19 protein-coding genes and 1 pseudogene are annotated in these 18,393 nt (G+C 70.9%); 13 read left to right on the top strand and 7 right to left on the bottom strand.

Annotated elements, in window-relative coordinates:
- Positions 1-13: 13 nt before the first annotated feature.
- Both O6P37_RS24220 and O6P37_RS24225 read right to left on the bottom strand, forming a co-directional pair.
- Positions 14-559, bottom strand: coding sequence for a TetR/AcrR family transcriptional regulator (locus tag O6P37_RS24220; RefSeq protein WP_264015349.1), 546 nt, complete (start codon positions 557-559; stop codon positions 14-16).
- Between the two features lie 81 nt (positions 560-640).
- Positions 641-1,777 (bottom strand): phosphotransferase, encoded by a 1,137-nt coding sequence (locus O6P37_RS24225; protein ID WP_269896465.1) that lies wholly within the window; start codon positions 1,775-1,777, stop codon positions 641-643.
- A gap of 111 nt (positions 1,778-1,888) precedes the next feature.
- On the opposite strand from O6P37_RS24225, the gene O6P37_RS24230 reads away from it, so the two are divergent.
- A complete protein-coding gene (locus O6P37_RS24230) occupies positions 1,889-3,067 on the top strand; it encodes a CaiB/BaiF CoA transferase family protein (protein ID WP_269896466.1) in 1,179 nt (392 codons plus the stop codon).
- A gap of 149 nt (positions 3,068-3,216) precedes the next feature.
- A pseudogene (locus O6P37_RS24235) lies at positions 3,217-4,452 on the top strand (cytochrome P450).
- 9 nt (positions 4,453-4,461) lie between these two features.
- On the opposite strand, the gene O6P37_RS24240 reads toward O6P37_RS24235, so the two are convergent.
- From O6P37_RS24240 to O6P37_RS24250, 3 genes are read right to left on the bottom strand one after another with little or no spacing between them, the layout of a single operon-like run.
- Positions 4,462-4,836: an NYN domain-containing protein gene (locus tag O6P37_RS24240; RefSeq protein ID WP_269896467.1), complete on the bottom strand. Its 375-nt coding sequence runs from the start codon at positions 4,834-4,836 to the stop codon at positions 4,462-4,464.
- A gap of 26 nt (positions 4,837-4,862) precedes the next feature.
- Positions 4,863-5,675 (bottom strand): thioesterase family protein, encoded by an 813-nt coding sequence (locus tag O6P37_RS24245; RefSeq protein WP_269896468.1) that lies wholly within the window; start codon positions 5,673-5,675, stop codon positions 4,863-4,865.
- Positions 5,668-6,510: an SMP-30/gluconolactonase/LRE family protein gene (locus tag O6P37_RS24250; protein WP_269896469.1), complete on the bottom strand. Its 843-nt coding sequence runs from the start codon at positions 6,508-6,510 to the stop codon at positions 5,668-5,670. Before O6P37_RS24250 ends, O6P37_RS24245 begins: the two co-directional genes overlap by 8 nt.
- A 95-nt stretch (positions 6,511-6,605) precedes the next feature.
- Between O6P37_RS24250 and O6P37_RS24255 the strand changes: the two genes are divergently transcribed.
- From O6P37_RS24255 to O6P37_RS24285, 7 genes are read left to right on the top strand one after another with little or no spacing between them, the layout of a single operon-like run.
- A complete protein-coding gene (locus tag O6P37_RS24255; RefSeq protein ID WP_264015356.1) occupies positions 6,606-7,310 on the top strand; it encodes an NIPSNAP family protein in 705 nt (234 codons plus the stop codon).
- Between the two features lie 5 nt (positions 7,311-7,315).
- A complete protein-coding gene (locus O6P37_RS24260; RefSeq protein ID WP_269896470.1) occupies positions 7,316-8,542 on the top strand; it encodes a cytochrome P450 in 1,227 nt (408 codons plus the stop codon).
- A 2-nt stretch (positions 8,543-8,544) separates the two neighbouring features.
- Complete coding sequence (locus tag O6P37_RS24265) at positions 8,545-9,513, top strand: zinc-binding dehydrogenase (RefSeq protein WP_269896538.1); 969 nt, start codon at positions 8,545-8,547, stop codon at positions 9,511-9,513.
- Positions 9,510-10,292 carry an HpcH/HpaI aldolase family protein gene (locus O6P37_RS24270; RefSeq protein ID WP_269896471.1) on the top strand — a complete coding sequence of 261 codons (783 nt, stop codon included), beginning with the start codon at positions 9,510-9,512 and terminating at the stop codon, positions 10,290-10,292. The genes O6P37_RS24265 and O6P37_RS24270 overlap by 4 nt, the downstream gene beginning before the upstream one ends.
- A complete protein-coding gene (locus O6P37_RS24275) occupies positions 10,289-11,020 on the top strand; it encodes an SDR family NAD(P)-dependent oxidoreductase (protein WP_264015359.1) in 732 nt (243 codons plus the stop codon). Before O6P37_RS24270 ends, O6P37_RS24275 begins: the two co-directional genes overlap by 4 nt.
- 11 nt (positions 11,021-11,031) lie before the next feature.
- Positions 11,032-12,528, top strand: coding sequence for a flavin-containing monooxygenase (locus tag O6P37_RS24280; protein WP_269896539.1), 1,497 nt, complete (start codon positions 11,032-11,034; stop codon positions 12,526-12,528).
- A gap of 5 nt (positions 12,529-12,533) precedes the next feature.
- The gene (locus O6P37_RS24285; protein WP_269896472.1) at positions 12,534-13,484 is read left to right on the top strand and encodes an alpha/beta hydrolase; all 951 of its coding nucleotides are present in this window, start codon (positions 12,534-12,536) and stop codon (positions 13,482-13,484) included.
- Here the strand turns inward: O6P37_RS24285 and O6P37_RS24290 are convergent.
- Positions 13,466-14,470 (bottom strand): 1-aminocyclopropane-1-carboxylate deaminase, encoded by a 1,005-nt coding sequence (locus tag O6P37_RS24290; protein ID WP_269896473.1) that lies wholly within the window; start codon positions 14,468-14,470, stop codon positions 13,466-13,468. The genes O6P37_RS24285 and O6P37_RS24290 overlap by 19 nt on opposite strands.
- A gap of 86 nt (positions 14,471-14,556) precedes the next feature.
- Between O6P37_RS24290 and O6P37_RS24295 the strand changes: the two genes are divergently transcribed.
- On the top strand, positions 14,557-15,222 hold the full coding sequence (locus O6P37_RS24295; protein ID WP_269896474.1) for a GntR family transcriptional regulator: 666 nt from the start codon (positions 14,557-14,559) through the stop codon (positions 15,220-15,222).
- A 19-nt stretch (positions 15,223-15,241) separates the two neighbouring features.
- Here O6P37_RS24295 and O6P37_RS24300 read toward each other — a convergent pair whose 3' ends face one another.
- A complete protein-coding gene (locus O6P37_RS24300; RefSeq protein WP_269896475.1) occupies positions 15,242-16,060 on the bottom strand; it encodes a MerR family transcriptional regulator in 819 nt (272 codons plus the stop codon).
- A 101-nt stretch (positions 16,061-16,161) separates the two neighbouring features.
- On the opposite strand from O6P37_RS24300, the gene O6P37_RS24305 reads away from it, so the two are divergent.
- From O6P37_RS24305 to O6P37_RS24315, 3 genes are all read left to right on the top strand, one after another.
- Positions 16,162-16,524 carry a nuclear transport factor 2 family protein gene (locus O6P37_RS24305; RefSeq protein WP_269896476.1) on the top strand — a complete coding sequence of 121 codons (363 nt, stop codon included), beginning with the start codon at positions 16,162-16,164 and terminating at the stop codon, positions 16,522-16,524.
- Positions 16,525-16,527: 3 nt separating this feature from the next.
- Complete coding sequence (locus tag O6P37_RS24310; RefSeq protein ID WP_269896477.1) at positions 16,528-17,376, top strand: SDR family NAD(P)-dependent oxidoreductase; 849 nt, start codon at positions 16,528-16,530, stop codon at positions 17,374-17,376.
- Positions 17,377-17,502: 126 nt separating this feature from the next.
- Positions 17,503-18,345 carry an alpha/beta fold hydrolase gene (locus O6P37_RS24315; RefSeq protein WP_269896478.1) on the top strand — a complete coding sequence of 281 codons (843 nt, stop codon included), beginning with the start codon at positions 17,503-17,505 and terminating at the stop codon, positions 18,343-18,345.
- Positions 18,346-18,393 lie beyond the last annotated feature (48 nt).

Here is an 18,393-nt window from a genome sequence, read left to right on the forward strand (position 1 = left end):
GTGTCGGCGCGGGTCAGTCGGCGGGCCGGATGCCGACCGCGTGGCGTAGCTGTGCGAGGAACTGGTCGCCGTCGTCGCTGCGCACGATGTAGTGCGACACCGCGACGCGGATGGCGGTGGCGGCCTTGACGCCGGCATTGGTGCCCACGAGCAGCTTCTCCAGCCGAGCCCGCATCAGGGGCACGATCCGGGACAGCTGCGCGATGACCACCTCGGGCTCGATGTCGATGAGCCGCACGCCGGAATAGGACTGCTGGTACTCGACGATGAAACGCAGCGCCGCGTCCAGCTTCTCGGTGCCGCGCAGCCCTGCGGTGGCCCGGCTGATCCCGTTGTCGAACAGATCGCGCTCGAACCGCCCGAAGGCGTCGAGCAGTTCCTGCTTGGACGCGAACCAGCGGTACAGCGTGGGACGCGAGACGCCGGCCTGCAGCGCCACCTCGGACAGGCTGAGCTTGGTCTGCCCACTGCGGCCGAGCACCTCGGCGGTCGCGGCGAGGATGCGGTGCCGCGTCGACGTGTCGTCGAGGACCTGCTGGTCGGTCAGGGGTTCATTCACGTGGGCGCCTCAGGTGGTGGTGTTGCACAAATCGTAGATGGTGTAACCCGCGGTCACGGCAGCGACGCGGTACGAGTCCGGTCACAGTGCGGCCCGCAGCACGGCGACTGTGTCCAGGTCGTCCAGCGCGGCCACCCCGCGCCGCAGCCCCTCCATCGCGATGCCCTCGGCCTGCATGCCGCCCATGCCCGCCGTGATCAACGGTGCGACATAGGCATACAGCGCGCCCTGGCGGTACCGGTGCCAGAGGTCGTCGCGGTCCCAGTCCGGGCCGCCGCCGGCTCTCAGCGCCCGGCGGTAGAGGTCGAGCAGGTCCCGCTCGGCGCCGCGGCGGTCGGCCGTGGTCAGGCAGGTCACCAGCGTGTACGCCAGCTCCCGGCCGGGATTGCCGCTGCGGACGGCCTGCCAGTCCAGCAGCCCGGCCGCCCCACTGCGGAAGTAGACGTTGCCCGGGTGGGCGTCGCCGTGCATGACCGTGAGCGGAGGCCGGTCGATCAGCGCCGCCACCGCGCGGTAGTTCTCGTCGATGAAACGGCCGCGGTCGACCGGGATGTCGGTGCGTTCGGCGATCCGGCGCGCCGACGCCTTGCACAGAGCGCCCGTCAGCAGCGACGTGTGGTCACCCGATGGGGTGTAGGTCCAGCCCGGCGGCCGCCCCCAGTGCCTCGCGTGCAGCGCCGCGAGGCGTTCGACCACGAGCGCCGCCCGGTCCCGGTCGAGCGGGTGCAGGGTGTCGGGAAAGTCGCACTCGGCGGCGGGCAGGTCCTCGAGCACCAGGACGAAGCGCCCGGTGAGCGGGTCGAAGGCCGAGCCGTACGACGTCGGCACGCCATGCAGTCCGGGCGCCAGCCGGTCGTAGAAGCACACCTCGGTGTGGGCCAGCCGGCCCAGTTCGCCCATCAGCCGGGTGGCCGCCGTCTCGGCCGGCATCTTGACGAACACCGTTGCCGGGACATCGTTTCCGGTGAGCGCAAGACGCGCGCGCGAGGACGTGCCTGCATCCCCGCCGACGAGCCGCACCGACGTCACGGCGCGACCGATGATCGCCGACAACGCCTCGGGCCCGAGGTCGGCCGGCCGGCGCGGCAGCGACCGCGCACCGCCGAACGCGGCATCGGTCACCACCCGCTGTACCCCGCGCCCCAGATGGGCCGCGAGACCGAGGACGGGAACCACCCGGTCGGCGAGTCGCGCCGAAACCCCTGAGGCGATGGTCACCGGGTCGATAACCTCCTAGGTTGGCCGGTAGGTCCGCACAGTTTACAAACTATCGCCGAAGTGTAAAGGCCGAATGGTCTGACGCGATTCGCGCGATTCGGAAGGGGTCACATGGCCGGTCCGCTGACAGGCGTGCGTGTGGTCGAACTCGGCGTGTGGGTGGCGGGCCCGGCCGCGGGCGCCGTGCTCGCGGAGTGGGGCGCCGACGTCGTCAAGATCGAACCACCGGCGGGCGACCCGGCCCGGATGTTCGGCCGCATGCTGGGCATCGACGGCGACGTCAACCCGCCGTTCGAGATGGACAACCGCAACAAGCGCGGCGTCGTCCTGGACATGACGACGGCCGAGGGGCGTGCGACGGCACTCGACTTGATCTGCGACGCAGACGTTTTCCTGACCAACGTGCGGCCGGGGGCGCTGCGCCGGCTCGGCCTGGACTTCGAGACGGTGGCGACCCGCAACGCCCGGCTGGTCTACGGGCTGATCACCGGTTACGGCGAGGCCGGACCCGACGCCGACCGGGCGGCCTACGACGTCGCGGCGTTCTGGTCGCGCGCCGGGCTCGCGCATCTGCTGACCCGCCCCGGCGACAGCCCGCCGTTCCAGCGCGGCGGGCTGGGCGACCACATGGCGGGGATGACGATGGCCGGGGCGGTGTGCGCCGCGCTGGTGGGGCGCGCGGCGCGCGGCACGGGCCAGCTGGTGACGACCTCGCTCTACCGCCAGGGCGCCTACGCGGTGAGCTTCGACCTCAACACGTTCCTGATGACCGGGCACCAGATCGCCATCGGCCAGCGCGAGACGATGGCCAACCCGTGCATGAACAACTACACCGCGGCCGACGGCAGGCGGTTCTGGGTCGTCGGCCTGCAGGGGGAGCGGCACTGGCCGGCGCTGTGCCGCGCGGTGAGCCGGCTGGGATGGCTGACCGAGGAGAGGTTCGCCACGCCACGCGCGAGGGCGCGCAACGCGACCGAACTGATCGGCCAGCTCGACGAGATCTTCGCGACCCGCCCGCTGTCGGAGTGGGCCGAGGTCTTCGCCGCCGATCCCGACTTCTTCTGGTCGCCGATCAACACCATGGAGGACGTGGTGGCCGACGAGCAGTTCCACGCGGCAGGCGGGGTGGTCTACGTGCCCGACGGCGAGTCCGCCGCCCCGATGGTCGCCACACCGGCCGACTTCCACGGCACTCCGTGCGAACAACGAAGCGTCGCACCGGCGCTCGGTGAGCACACCGACGAGGTACTCGCCGAGCTCGCGGCGCGGGCGGCGCAGGGTCCGCGCTGACGCCGGACCCGCGGGCATGGGCGCCCTCCCGGGCTAGCTTTACAAAATCATCGGCCGGTGTCACGCTGATCACATCTGGGCGCGACGGACCAGCGGTCGCGGAGTCGAGGGGAAACGGTGTGACGAACGGTGATTCAGCTGCTGGGACGGTGCCCACCCGCGCGTTCAGCCAGGTCGACATCACCTCCCAGGCGTTCTGGAGCCTGCCGTTCGCCGAGCGCGACCGGTCGTTCGCGGCCTTGCGCGCCGGCGACGGGCTGACCTGGCACCGGCCGCTGCCGTCGCTGTTCCCGATGGAGGAGGACGGCTTCTGGGCGCTCACCCGGCGCGCCGACATCGTGCACGTCAGCCAGCATCCCGAGTTGTTCACCTCCGCCCGCGGTGTGGCGCTCGACCCGATGCCCGCCGAGGTGCAGCGGATCGCCTCGTTCTTCCTGACCATGGACCCGCCGGAGCACACCGTCTACCGCCGGCTGATCAGCGCGGCGTTCACCCCGCGTAACGTCCGCAGGATCGAACAGCAGATCCACGACAACGCGGTCGCGGTGGTCGACGATCTGGTCGGGGCGGGCGAGGTCGACTTCGTCGAGGCCTGCTCGGCGCGGCTGCCGATGCTGACCATCTCCGACATGCTGGGGGTGCCGCGCGCCGATCAGCCGGCGGTGGCGAAGGCCGCGGAGAAGTTGTTCAGCATGAGCGACGACGAGTAGTCGTCGCTGGAGGAGCGCGCCGCCGACACCATCAACGAGATCATGCTGCTGTCGGCCACCGGGGTCGAGTTGGCGAAGTTCCGCCGCAAGAACCCCGGCGACGATTTGATGACCGACATCGTCAACGCCGAGGTCGACGGTCACCGGCTGACCGACGAGGAGGTGGGTGCGTTCCTCATCCTGCTCGCCTCGGCCGGCAACGACACCACGAAGCAGACGACCTCACACGCGATGCTGGCGCTGAGCCGCAATCCGGCCCAACGCGACTGGCTGCAGGCCGATTTCGAGAACCGCATCGGCCCCGCGGTCGAGGAGTTCGTGCGGTGGGCGTCGCCGGTGATGCAGTTCGCCCGGTTCGCGACGGCCGACACCGAGATCAACGGCGCACCTGTGGCGGCGGGCGACAAGGTCGGCCTGTTCTACTGCTCGGCCAACCGGGACGAGGCCGTGTTCGGCGATCCGCACGAGTTCGACGTGGCCCGCTCACCCAATCCGCACCTCGGCTTCGGCGGTGGCGGCCCGCACTTCTGCCTCGGCAGCAACCTTGCGCGGGTCGAGCTGCGGGTGCTGTTCCGTGAGTTGCTGACCCGGCTGGACGTCGAGTTCGGCGAGCCCGACCTGCTGCACAGCACATTCGTGCACGGCATCAAGCGGCTGCCCGCCGTGATCCGCTGAGCGCGGCGCTCAGCGCGGATCGATCCTGTCGCGCAGGCCCTTCGCCGCGACGACGGCGGCGCCCGCCGCGCGCACCCGGTCGGTGAGTGCCCGGTCCGAGGTCGCCACCAGGATGTCGCCGGGCCGGTCGTCGGCCGCGACCAGCCGCACGATCTCGTCGTCTGCGGAATTCGGCGCCGCCACGGGCGCGTGGGCGATGGTGATCACGCCGGACTCCAGCGGTGGTGACAGCGGCTTCTCGAAAACCACCGTCACATCGAGGTTCTCCGCACACGCCCACCGTTCGAGGTCGGCGACCAGAACCGCCATCGCCCGCCGCCGGTCGCGCCACCACCCGTCCGGGCGTGAGCCGATGACGTTCATGCCGTCGACGATCCAGCGCACGGCGTCAGCCTAGGCGGCCAGGGCGTTCAGCGCGGCCGCGGCCGCACCAGCACCGACTGGGCGATGGCGCCGACGGGTCCGGTCTGGTCGAACAGGGTGCCGATCGTGGTGCCGATGCCGTCGGGCCCGTAGTCGGTCTCGGCGCGGATGCCGATCCACCGGCCTTCGGGAACGCGATGCACGTGCACCGCGAGGTCGGTGTTGAGGAACGTCCACTGGCGCGGGTCGAGCCGGGTGCCGATCCCGTTCGCGCAGTCGGCCACCGAGAACAGCCGCTGCAGGGGCGTCATCGTCTCGTCGGCGACGAGGTCGACGGTCGGCGTCAGCCACGATTCGCCCGCGCCGGCGTTCAGCGGGTCGGTCAGCCAGCGCCAGTCGAGGCTGTGCACGTAGTTGCGGTCCCAGTCCTTGGCCAGGTCGCGGCTGCGGGCCCCGTCGATCGGGCGCAGCGGCGGCGCCGCGGCGTGCTGCAGCGCCGAGGTGTCGAGCCGCTGCAGCCGCCATCCGGTCGCCCGGGCGACGGGCCGCGGTGCGCCGTCGGGCCCCGGCGCGAGCATCTCGGCGGCGACGAGTTCGATCTGCCTGCCCCGCCGCTCGATCCGGGACCGCAGCCACAGGTCGCCGTCCGCGGGCACCGGGCCGAGCAGGTCGACCAGCACCCGGCTCAGCCGGGTGTCGGTGCGCTGCTCGCGCTGCTCGAGGGCACGCACCAGCAGCGCCGAGACGGGCGCGGCGTGCTGGATCGACGCCGACCAGGTGCTGCGTACGAGGTCGGTCGCCGAGAACCGTTCGCCGGCCGGGTCGTCGGCGTCGACGAGTTCGTAGTACGCGTCAGACATGTCCGTGCACCCCCGTGCCGTGCACCCCGGCGACGTCGACGGCCACCGCGTCGACCCGCGAGTCCTTCGTTCCGGCAAGTCGTTCGGGGTAGGCGCCGGTGCTCGTCAGCAGGAACAGCACCCGGTCCTCCGGGCCGCCGAGCGCGCAGGCGATCGCGGTCCGCCCGGCGGTGTCGATCCGGTCGGTCACCCGGGCCCCCTGGCTGCCGCCGTCGACGATCCGAACGAACTCGTGCGCCAGCGTCAACGACGTCCACACCCCGCCCTCGGCGTCGATCGCGAGCCCGTCGGGCGGGCCGGCCAGGTTCTCGGCGAACGGGCGTCGCTCTCCGAGTGTGCCGTCGCCGGACAGTGGAAACGCCGTCAGGCGGCGACCGGTCGACTCCGCCACGATCAGGGTGGCGCCGTCCGGCGTGATCACCATGCCGTTCGGGAAGTCGAGATCGCCGGCGACGACCGTGACGCTGTCGTCGGGATCGAGTCGCAGGATCACCCCGCCCGACCGCGCCTGCGACCCGATGTAGGCCCGGCCCGCATCGTCGATCACCATGTCGCCCAACGCCGCCGGCGCCAGGTCGGCCAAAGTCGCCACGGTGACCACGGTGTCGCCGTCGTAGGCCAGGATCTCGCGCCGCTGGGTGGACGCGATGACCAGCGTCCCGTCCGGCCGGAAGCCGAGACCCGACGGCGCGTGCCCGGGAACCGGCAGTGTGGTCATCGAGCCCGCCATGTCGACGGTGTGAACCGCTTCGCCGAGCAAGTCGGAGAACCACAGCAATCCCTCGAACCACCGCGGCCCCTCGCCGAAGCAGAAGCCGGATGCCAGCGGTGTCACTGCGCACCTTTACAAATCACGGCACAAGTGTCACGCTCGCTGGGTGCCACTGTCAACCGTCCGCACCTGCTCGCGATGACCACCGGCGGCAGGTCATGAAGAAGTACCACAGCCACACACTGCTCTATCTGCACGAGACCATCGCACTGGGGTCGATGTGCAGCGATCGCTTCACCGAGGCCTTCAGCGCCACCTATCATCCGATGATGGCCGAGCTCGGGGCCCGGCTGTTCGCGATGTGGGAGACGACGCCCTACAACGGGCACTGGCCACAGGTCACCGTCATCTGGGAGGTCGACGCCTTCGCCGACTACTCGCGCATCGGAAAGGCACAGTCGCGCGGCGGAACCCACGAGGCGCAGGCCGCGGAGTGGGCGGCGTTCCTGGCCGGCGCAGGCGCCCACGGCGAGGGCCGGATCATGTACGCCGGCCGCAGCAACCGCACGCTGACCGAGCTCACCTCGGCGGGCTTCGGCGCGGGCCTGGTGATCCAGGAGATCATGCAGACCAAGCCCGGCCGCCAGGACGACTACATCCGCGAACTCGAACGGCTCTACGTGCCGTGGTCCGAACGCACCGGCAAGCGGTGGCTGGGCTCGTTCATCACCACCTTCCGGTTCAACGAGGTCATCCACTACTGGGCGCTCGACGGCGACTGGGACTGCTTCGCCGAGCACTACCCGTCGTGGAAGGACAGCCCGCCCGCCGAGATCGTCACCTGGATGAGCGTCGCGCCCGCACTGCGCGACGGCTGGGAGGATTCCATACTGCAGGCCCTGCCGCCGTCCCCGCTGCAATGACCGCGATGGAAACCCCTGTGGAGAAACGGTTCTCGTACCACCCGTTCGACCCGGCGGTGATGGCGGACCCGACGCCGTACTACCGGGTGCTGCGCGACGAGCATCCGCTGTACTACGTGGCGGACCTGGACACCTATGCGGTCTCGCGGTTCGCCGACGTCTGGAATGTGCTGGGCGTCAACGACGGCACGTTCGTCGCCTCGGAGGGCACGCTGCCCGCCGCGGCGGTGCTGGCCCAGCGCAACAGCGGGCCGGTGGCCGACCCGCCGCTGCACCCGATGCCGTTCCACGCCAACTTCGACACCCCGGTCTACGACACCGTCAGGCGGTGCACCTCGGCGCCGTTCCGGCCGCGCTCGGTGCCCCGGTTCGCCGACAGGATCCGGCAACTGGCGAACGAGCGTCTCGACGAACTGCTGCCGCGCGGCCGGTTCGACCTCACCCAGGACTACGGCGGCATGGTCGCCGCGTCGGTGGTCTGCGACGTGCTCGGGCTGCCCGTCGAGTTGGCCTCCGACGTGCTGGGCACCGTGAACGCAGGCAGCCTGGCGCAGCCGGGCAGCGGTGTCGAGGTGGCCAACGCCCGGCCAGGCTATCTGGAGTACCTCGTGCCGGTGGTGCAGCGGCGGCGGGCGGGCCTCGGTGAGGAGGTTCCTATCGTCGACAGCCTGCTCGGCCACACCCTGCCCGACGGGTCGCAGTTCACCGACATGGAGGCGGCGGTGCAGATGCTCGGCGTCTTCATCGGTGGCACGGAGACCGTCCCCAAGATCGTCGCGCACGGGTTGTGGGAACTCGGCTCGCGACCGGAGCAGATGGCGGCCGTGCGCGCCGATCCCGACGCGAACGTGCCGACGGCGCGCGAGGAGATGATCCGGTACTGCGCCCCGGCGCAGTGGTTCGCGCGCACCCTGCGCAAGCCGTTCACCCTGCACGACACCACCATCGAGCCCGGCCAGCGGGTCATCACCCTGCTCGCCTCGGCGAAGTTCGACGAACGCGAATACCCCGACCCCGAGGAGTTCGTGTGGGACCGCCGGGTCGAACGGCTGCTGGCATTCGGCCGCGGACAACACTTCTGCCTCGGCGTACACCTGGCCCGGCTCGAGGTCACCATCCTGGTGCAGGAATGGTTGCGCCGGGTGCCCGACTTCCACATCGACGCCGCGCGGGCGTATCGGCCGCCGTCGAGCTTCCAATGGGGCTGGAACACCCTGCCGGTGGAGGTGTGACGATGTGGTCCTACCGGCTCGTCGCGCCGTTCACCTTCGAACGCACCGACCGGCCCGAGCCCTCCGCGGCGGGCCTGGCCGACGGACAGGTGTTGCTGCGGTTCCTGGCCGCCGGCATCTGCGGCAGCGACCTGCCGGGATTTCGCGGCACCCGCGGCAGACTGCCCGGCGACACCGGGGCCCACGCCGCGGAGATGGACGGCTTCCCGATCCACGAGATCGCCGGCGAGGTGATCGCCAGCCGCCATCCCCGCCACCGCGACGGTGACCGGGTGGTGGGGTGGGCGTCCGGGTTCGACGGGCTGCAGCAGCTGGTGGTCGCCGACGGCGACGGGCTGGCGCCCTTCGACCGGGCGCTGAGCCCGGCGCAGGCCGTCGGGCTGCAACCACTGGCCTGCGTGCTGTACGCCGTCGAGCAGCTGCCCGCGCTGGCCGGGCGGCGGGTGGCGGTCATCGGCCAGGGCTCCATCGGGCTGCTGTTCTCCTACGTCGCCAAGGCGGCGGGCGCAGCAGAGGTGATCGGCGTCGACCCCGTCGACCGGGCCGCGCTGGCAGCGAAATTCGGCGTCGACACCGCGGTGCGCGCCACAAGCGACAGGTGGGTGGGCCACCTCGATCCCGCCGACCGGCCCGACATCGTCATCGAGGCCGTCGGCCACCAGGTGGCCACCCTCAACCATGCGGTCGAAGCCGCGGCGTTCGGCGGCACCGTCTTCTACTTCGGGGTGCCCGACGACGACAGCTACCCGATCAACATGCGGGCGATGCTGCGCAACAACCTGACGCTGAAATCCGGTGTGACACAGGACCGCCGCCGGGTGCTCGAGCGGGCAGGCCGGTTCGCCGCCGAGCACCCCGGCTTGCTGCCCCGCTACCTCACACACACCTTCGGTGTCGACGCCGTCGCAGAGGCGTTCGAGCTCGCCTGCCGGCCCACACCCGGGCGCGTCAAGATCGCGATCGCCGGATGAACGCGTTCCGGCGGGCACTGGCCGACCGGCCGACGCTCTGGGGTGGCTGGGTCGTCGGCCCGACGATCATCGGACCAGAGGAGTTCGCCGCCGCCGGATACGACTACGTCGGATTCGACACCCAGCACGGCTATCTCGACGACGCCGACGTCGCGCTGCTGCTGCGCCGGCTCGAGCACCTCCCGGTCGCCACCGCGGTCCGGGTGCCCGCCACCGACCCCGCTCCGATCGGCCGCGTCCTCGACGCCGGCGCCGACGCCGTCATCGTCGCCATGGTCGAGACGCCCGAGCAGGCAGCCGCCGCCGTCGCCGCGACCCGGTATGCGCCCGACGGGCTGCGCAGCTTCGGCCCGCTGCGCGCCGGCCTGGGTGTCGACACGGCCGCCCTGCAGCACCGCGCGGGCGTGTTCGCGATGATCGAGACGGCGCGCGGGCTCGGCGCACGCGAGGAGATCTGCGCGGTACCCGGCCTCACCGGCATCTACGTCGGGCCCGCCGACCTGGCGATCTCGCTCGGGCATCCGGTCACCGCGGCATACCGTCACCCCGCGGTGCTCGAGGCGATGGCAGACATCCGCGCCGCGGCTGCCCGCGCCGGTCTGGTCGCCGGAGTGCACGCCGGTGCGGGCGCCCCGGGAAAGATGTTCGCAGATATGGAATTCGAGATGATCACGCTGGCGTCGGAATCGCAGGCCCTGCGCCGGGGCGCCGTCGCGCACCTCGCCGAGGCGACCGGCGCGATCGACACCACCGGCGCAGCAGAGGGCGGGTACCGGTGAGCGGGTTGCGCGTCGCGCTGGTGACCGGCGCCGCCCGGGGTCAGGGTGCGGCGATCGTCCGGCGCCTGCACGCCGACGGCTTCCTGGTGGCGGCGTGCGACGTGCTCGGCGACGACGTCCGGGAGACCGCCGCGCAGTACGACGCGGGCACCGTGCTGGCGATACCGCTCGACGTCACCTCGGCGGAGGAGTGGGACGCCGCGGTCACCGAGGTGGTCGGCCGGTTCGGGGCGCTGACGACGCTGGTCAACAACGCCGGTGTGCTGCACCGCGCCGCGATCGGCGACGAGACACCCACCGGCTTCGAGAACAGCTGGCGGGTCAACTGTCTGGGGCCGTTCCTCGGCATCCGCGCCGCGCTCGACCACCTGACCGCCGCCGACGGCGCCGCCGTGGTCAACACCTGCAGCACCGGCGCGGTGCGCGCCTTCCCGAACCACGCCGCCTACGGGTCATCCAAGTGGGCGCTGCGCGGGCTGACGCAGGTCGCCGCGGCCGAACTGGCTCCGGCAGGCATCCGGGTCAACGCGGTGTTCCCGGGCCCGGTGCAGACACCGATGCTCGACGACGCCACCCAGGCGCGGCTGGTGGCGCGGGCGGTCAGCGGCCGGCTGGGCCGCCCGGCGGAGATCGCCGACGCCGTGGCCTTCCTGGTGTCCGAGCAGGCGTCGTTCATCACCGGGTCCGAACTCGTCGTCGACGGCGGCCAGACACTGCAGATCGGATGAGGTCGATGAGCATGTCCGTGGGCATCATCGGCGCGGGCCCGGGCGGCCTCGCGCTGGGAATCCTGCTGCGCAAAGCCGGCTTCCGCGACTTCACCATCTTCGACCGGGAGGACGGCGTCGGCGGCACCTGGCGCATCAACACCTACCCGGGTCTGGCCTGCGATGTGAAATCGCATCTGTACTCCTACTCGTTCGACCTCAACCCGCACTGGTCGAGGCTCTGGTCGGGTCAGCCCGAGATCCTCGCCTACTTCGAGGACTGCGCCCGCCGCCACACCCTCGAGCCGCATCTGCGGCTGCAGACCGAGATCGTCTCGGCGCGCTGGGATCCCGACCGCCGGTCGTGGCGGCTGACGACGGCCGGCGGCGAGCACCACGACTTCGACGTCGTGGTCTCGGCGATCGGACTGTTCACCCAGCCGGTGATGCCGGACCTCGTCGAAGAGGAACCGTTCACCGGCATCGTCATGCACACCGCGCGCTGGGACCACTCCGTCGACCTGGCCGGCCGCGACGTCGCCGTCCTCGGCACCGGATCGACCGCGGCGCAGCTCATCCCCGAGGTGGCGAAGGTGGCGCGCTCCGTCTACTCCGTGCAGCGCTCGGCGACCTGGATCCTGCCCAAGCCCGACCGGCCCTACACCGCGCGCGAGCGGTGGGCGTTCGCGCACATCCCGTTCGCGAAGCGGCTGTACCGCACCCGGCTGTGGCTGCGCAGCGAGTCGAACATCGCGGTGATCGAGCACGGCAGCGACAAGACCCGCGAATTCCGGGACGTCGCGTCCACGGTGCTCGAGAAGACGGTGGCCGACGAGCGGTTGCGCGAGCAGCTCACACCGCAGCACCCGTTCGGCTGCAAGCGGCTGGTGTTCGCCACCGACTACCTGCAGACCCTGACCCGGCCGCACGTCCGCGTGGTGTCCAGCCCGGCGCGCGCACTGCGGGCACGGTCGCTGGTGACCGCCGACGGCACCGAACTCGACGTCGACGTCGTGGTGTGTGCGACCGGCTACGCGGCGGCCGACTACCTGGGCCAGATCGAGGTCGTGGGGGAGGGCGGCGTCGCTCTGCGCGACACGTGGCGCGACGGCGCGTATGCGTATCTGGGCATGGCGGTGCCGGGGTTCCCGAACTTCTTCATGCTGTACGGGCCGAACACCAATGTGGGCTCCAACAGTGTCATCTTCATGCTGGAGGCGCAGGCCCGCTACATCGTGCGGGTGCTGCGTCACCTGCGCCGCCGCCGGCGCACCTACGTCGCGGTCCGCCCGCAGGCGATGGTGGACTTCATCGCCAGGATCGACCGGTGGATGGCCGGGACGGTGTGGACCACGCGCTGCAGCAACTACTTCCGAGCCGCCAACGGCCGGGTGGTGACGCAGTGGCCACGCAGCGCGGGGGTGTTCTGGAGGATGACGCGCCGGTTCACGCCCGCCGACTACACCTTCGACGCGCCGGTGGGCCGGCCTGACATCGCGGTGCAGGCGCACCCGGTGGCCACCCGCTGACGGCGATGACCCCCGAACCGGGCATCGGACACCGGCTCCACCCCGCGCTGCGGCACCTGGCCGGCGCCCGCACCGACCTGTCGCCCGGCGTGCTCGATGCGGTGCGGTCGTCGCTCGACGAACGCCGCCGGACCTCGGCGCAAGCGGTCGACACCGCGGGGGTGGACGTCGGCGAGGAGTCCGTCCCGGCCGGAGGGGGCCGGTCGATTCCGGTACGGGTGTACCGCAGTGGCGGGTCGCCGGCGCCCGCGGTGGTCTACCTGCATTCCGGTGCGTTCGTGCTGGGCAACCTCGACACCGACCACCGGCAGTGTGTCGAACTCGCACGCCGGGGGCGTTGCGCCGTGCTGTCGGTGGACTACCGGCTCGCGCCCGAGCACCCGCATCCCGCCGCGTTCTCCGACGCGATGGCGGTGCTGCGCTGGGCCGTCACGAATGCGGCGGCGCTGCACCTGGATCCGGCCCGGGTGGCGGTCGCGGGCAGCAGCGCCGGCGGTGCGCTCGCGGCGGGACTGGCGCAGCGCGCCGCACGCGGCGATGCGCCTTCGGTGCTGTTTCAGCTGCTGCACCAGCCGGTGCTCGACGACCGGATGACACCGTCGCGGCGGAAATTCGCCACCACACCCGGATTCGACAGCGCGGCGGTCGATCTCATGTGGCGGTACGTGGCGGCCGGGTCGGCGCCGCCGGACGCGGTGCCCGCGCGCACCGCCGACCTGAGCGGTGTCGCCCCCGCCCTGATCACCTGCTCGGAACTCGATCCGCTGCGCGACGAGGCGATCGACTACGCCGCCCGGCTGCTGCGGGCCGGTGTGGCGACCGAGCTGCACGTGTACCCCGGCACCTGCCACGGGTTCGACTCCCTGCTTCCCGACTGGGAGCTCAGTACCCGGCTGTTCGCGTTGCAGGGCGATGCGCTGAGGCGCGCCTTCGAATGTCAGAAGGCGCCGCGGTAGGCGTTCAGCGCGGGTTGACCCCCCAGGTGGGCGTACAACACCGTGGAGTCCGGCGGGATGTCACCTGATGTGACGAGGTCGATCAACGCCGCCATCGACTTGCCCTCGTACACCGGATCCAGGATGACGCCCTCCAGCCGGCCGGTCAGCCTGATGGCGTCCACCGTCGACGCGACCGGGATGCCGTAGTAGTCGCCTGCCCAGCCTTCGAGGACTGTGGTCTCCTCGTCGCGCAGGGAACGCCCCAGTCCGATCAGCTCGGCGGTTCTGTGCGCGATCCGCCCGACCTGCTCGCGCGTCTGCTCCACCTTCGCGGACGCGTCGATGCCGATCACCCGGCGCGGCCGGTCCTGGCCCGCGAAGCCGGCGATCATCCCGGCCTGGGTGGAACCCGTGACGCTGCAGACCACGATGGTGTCGAAGAACACCCCGAGCTGCTCCTCCTGTCGTTGCACCTCGTATGCCCAGTTCGCGAAGCCCAGGCCGCCCAACTCGTGATCGGAGGCACCGGCGGGGATGGCGTACGGGATCCCGCCTGCGCGTTCGACGTCGTCGATCGCGTTGCGCCAGCTGTCCTTGAACTCGATTCCGAAGCCGGCCGGGTCGAGCCGGACGTCGGCGCCCATGATGCGGGACAGCAGGATGTTGCCGACCTCATCGGCCACCGGGTCCGGCCAGTCCACCCACCTCTCCTGCACGAGAACGGCTTTCAGGCCCAGCTTCGCGGCGACCGCGGCCACCTGGCGGGTGTGGTTGGACTGGACGCCACCGATCGACACCAGCGTGTCGGCCCCGCGTTTCAGTGCGTCGGGGATCAGGTACTCGAGCTTGCGTGTCTTGTTCCCGCCGTAGGCCAGACCGGAATTGACGTCCTCGCGCTTGGCCCAGATCTGCGCGCCACCGAGGTGAGCGCTCAGCCTCGGCAACGGATGTACGGGACTGGGCCCGAAGGTGAGGGGATGGCGTTCGAAGTCTTCGATGGGCATCCGCTCTCCTCACATGTGGCGTCGCGACCGGCGACGCCTCTGGTCAGCCGTCCACGGCGGAACGGTCGTGAGATACGATATATTGCATGCCGGTCCCGGACGAAGTCGGTAAGCACAAGAGGTCGCTGCTGCGGGAGAACGCCTACATCTCGCTGCGGGACGCCATCGTCAACGGCACGCTCGCCCCCGGCGAGAAGCTGCGCGACCCCGAACTCGAAGCTTGGCTGGGGATCAGCCGCACCCCGATCCGGGAGGCGATCGCCCGGTTGGAGACCGCCGGGCTGGTCCACACCCTGCCCGGTCGTTCGACGGTCGTGGCGACCATCGAACGCAAGTCGCTGCTCGATGCGCAGGCCGTCGCCGCCGCGATGCACGCGCTCGCGGTGCGCATCGCCGTCCCGCTGATGGGGAAGCGGGAGATCGCCGCGATGGTGAAGGCGAACAAGGAGTTCGCCGCCGCGTTCTCGGCCGGTGAAGCGGAGTCCGCCATTCGCGCCGACGACGAGTTCCACGGAATCGCCGTGGAAGCCAGCCAGAACCGGACGATCCCGGTGATGCTCGAGCAGGTGACCCCGGTGCTGCGGCGACTCGAATTCCTGCGCTTCTCCTCGCTGTCCGGCAGGGAGTCGATCGCGCAGCACAAGAGGATCATCGAGCTGTGTCGTCAGGGCGACGCCGATGCCGCCGCGGAGGCGACGCAGCGCAACTGGGAGACGCTGTCACTCCTGATCGACCGGCAGGAGTTCGCATAGGAGCTCCGGAGCTGCGTGCTCAAGCATCGGCCCGGAAGACCGGCCAGCACAGGTCGGTCGACCACTGCCCGGGATCTTCGGTGTCCCACGAGAAACACTCGTAATACTCCCGCAGCGGAGCTTCGACGCTGATCTCGTGACGCGTGGCGTACTCGCCGAGCGCGCTGTAGGCGAGGTCGACGTCGTCGTGCGCACCGTGGTGACGCACGACCGCCAGTTCGGCGGCGGGGATGGTCGCCGGCCGCACCCGGCCGACGGGACGGACGGCACCGCCGACCGGGATGAACACCGTCGCCGTGCCCCGGCCCTGCGCGAAGATGTCGAAGCCGAACAGGGTCCCCGGCACCCCGGTCGGGGTCAGCGTGCGATCTGCGGCGACCGTCGCGCGCACCTCCGCGACGGCGCCCTGCCACCACGGCAGCAGTTCCTCGAGATCGGTGGTCACCGTGATCGCGGCGGCCGGTGTCGCGGCCACACTGCGGTGCTCGATCCGGGTCGCCTCGGCGGGCCGGTCCAGGATCGCCCGCAGCGACTCCACCGCGCTGCGGGTCTCGGCCAGCTGGTCCTCGAGCCGTCGCAGGTGGGCGCCGATCATCGCGTTGCGTTCCGGCGGTGCGGAATTGAGCACCGCACGCACGTCGGCGATGGGCATGCCCAGGTCTCGGAGCCGTCGCACGACCGCAGCGGTCGGCACCTGCTCGGGCGAGTAGATCCGGTACCCGGTGAAGGGGTCCACCTGGGCGGGTTCGAGCAGGCCCACCTCGTGGTAGTGCCGCAGCGTCTTGACCGACAACTGCGTCATCCGGGAGAAGTCGCCGATCGACAGGGTGGTGGCCATCCGTAATTTCTACGGCCTCCCCCTGGGGGAGAGTCAACACCGCCCGCTGGTCGCGGCGAGGTGCTTGACTCTCCCCTTGGGGGAGACCTCACGGTGAGGTCATGACACAACACAGCACCGACCACCCGGACATCGCGCGGAACGACCTGCCGGCGGCGGTCGCCGCCTACCTCACCGCTCATCGAGACGGAGACGCGGCCACGGCTCTCGCCACGTTCACCACCGACGCCGTCGTCACCGACGAGGGGCACACCTACCGGACCCGTGCGGCGGTGGGGAACTGGCTGACCAGCGCGGGCAGCGAATACACGTACACCACCGAGTACCGCGGCGCCACCGCGACCGCCGCGGGTGTCGACGTCGTCCAGCACCTGGAAGGGGACTTCCCGGGCGGATCGGCCGATCTGCACTACCGCTTCACGCTGGACGGCGGATCCATCAGCCGACTGACGATCGAGCCCTGAGCCATGGCTACGAAGCGATGGTTCATCACCGGTGGAACTCCGGGCGGATTCGGCATGGCGTTCGCGGAGGCGGCACTCGACCTGGGGGACCGTGTGGTGCTGACCGCGCGGCGGCCCGCGGAGCTGGACGAGTGGGCACGGGCCTACGGCGACCGCGTCCTCGTCGTGTCACTGGACGTCACGGACACCGAGCAGGTCCGCGACGCGGTGCGTGCGGCCGAAGAACGATTCGGCGGCATCGACGTGCTGGTCAACAACGCCGGCCGCGGCTGGTTCGGGTCCATCGAAGGGATGGCCGACGGCGACGTGCGAAAGATGTTCGAGCTCAACTTCTTCGCGGTGCTCTCGGTCATCCGAGCAGTGCTTCCCGGCATGCGCGCCAGGGGCAGCGGATGGATCGTCAACATGTCGTCGGTGGCGGGGTTGACGGGGGTGACCGGGTTCGGCCACTACAGCGCATCCAAGTTCGCCGTCGAGGCAGTCACCGAGGTGCTCCGGGACGAGGTGGCGCCGTTCGGCATCCGGGTGATGGCGGTGGAACCGGGGGCGTTCCGCACGCGTGCCTACGCCGGCTTCGCCGACGAGCCCAACCGGGAGGCCGTCGATGCCTACCGGCTGATGGTCGACGAGGTGCGGGCCGCGATGATCGGCCGGGACGGCGCCCAGCCGGGAGACCCCCGGCGCGGAGTCCGCGCGGTGATCGACGCCATGGCTCAGGACGCACCTCCCCGGCGGCTGGTGCTCGGCAGCGAGGGCTTCGACGCCGCGGTCAGCACCTTGGAGGCGTCGCTGGCTGAGATCCGGGATCTCGAATCGCTCTCTCGTGGAGCGGATTTCCCTGCCGAGCAATGAGCCGGACGCGGGCGCGGGCACGGAGGCCGCGCCGTGGGATGTAGCGCTTGACAGAACGCCATCCAAAACGCAATATATTGCATATCAACCGACGGCGGCCGATGGGTCGTCACGTGAGGAGAGATGATGAGAAGGACGTTCTTCACCACGATGACCGCAGCGGTGGCGCTGGCGACTCTCGCAGCGGGGTGCGGCAGCCCGTCGGACGAGCAACGCGCAGCCGAGATCACGGCGGCCGAGCAGTCCCCGGCGGGGGACAAGCCGACGGTGGTGCTGGTGCACGGCGCCTTCGCCGACTCGTCGAGCTGGAACGGTGTGATCGACATCCTCGAGGGCGCAGGCTATCCGGTGATCGCCGCCGCCAATCCGTTACGGGGCCTGCGCTCGGACGCCCAGTACGTCCGCAGCGTGCTGGACAGCGTTCCCGGCCCCGTGGTGCTGGCCGGCCACTCCTACGGCGGCTCGGTCATGAGCGAGGCCGCCGACGGCAGCCCGAACGTCAAGGCGCTGGTGTTCGTCGCCAGCTTCCTGCTGGAACCCGGGGAGAGCACGGGCCAACTGGCCGCAAAGTACCCCGGAGGCGAACTCGGCCCCGCCCTGCACACCGTGACCGTCCCCGGACCCGGCGGGGGGACCGGCGTCGACAGCTACATCAAGCAGGACGAGTTCCAGCGGGTCTTCGCCGCCGACGTCCCGCAGGACGTCGCCGTCCGGATGGCGGCCACCCAGCGGCCGATCACCACGGCCGCACTGGAGGAGCCCGCCACGGCGGCGGCCTGGAAGACGATCCCGTCCTGGAACATGGTGACCACCCAGGACCTCGCCATCCCCGCCGCCTCCATGCGGTTCATGGGCGAGCGCGCGAAGGCCCACAGCGTGGACATCGAGGCGTCCCACGCGGTCACCGTCTCCCGGCCCGACGCCGTCGCCGACCTGATCGAGCAGGCCGCGACCGCTACCACCCGCTGATCGCCTGCCGCACAACGCGGTTGAACCGACCACAGATGAGAGGAACCC

The sequence above is a fragment of the Mycobacterium hippophais genome (assembly GCF_027529605.1).
Lineage (GTDB): Bacteria > Actinomycetota > Actinomycetes > Mycobacteriales > Mycobacteriaceae > Mycobacterium > Mycobacterium arseniciresistens.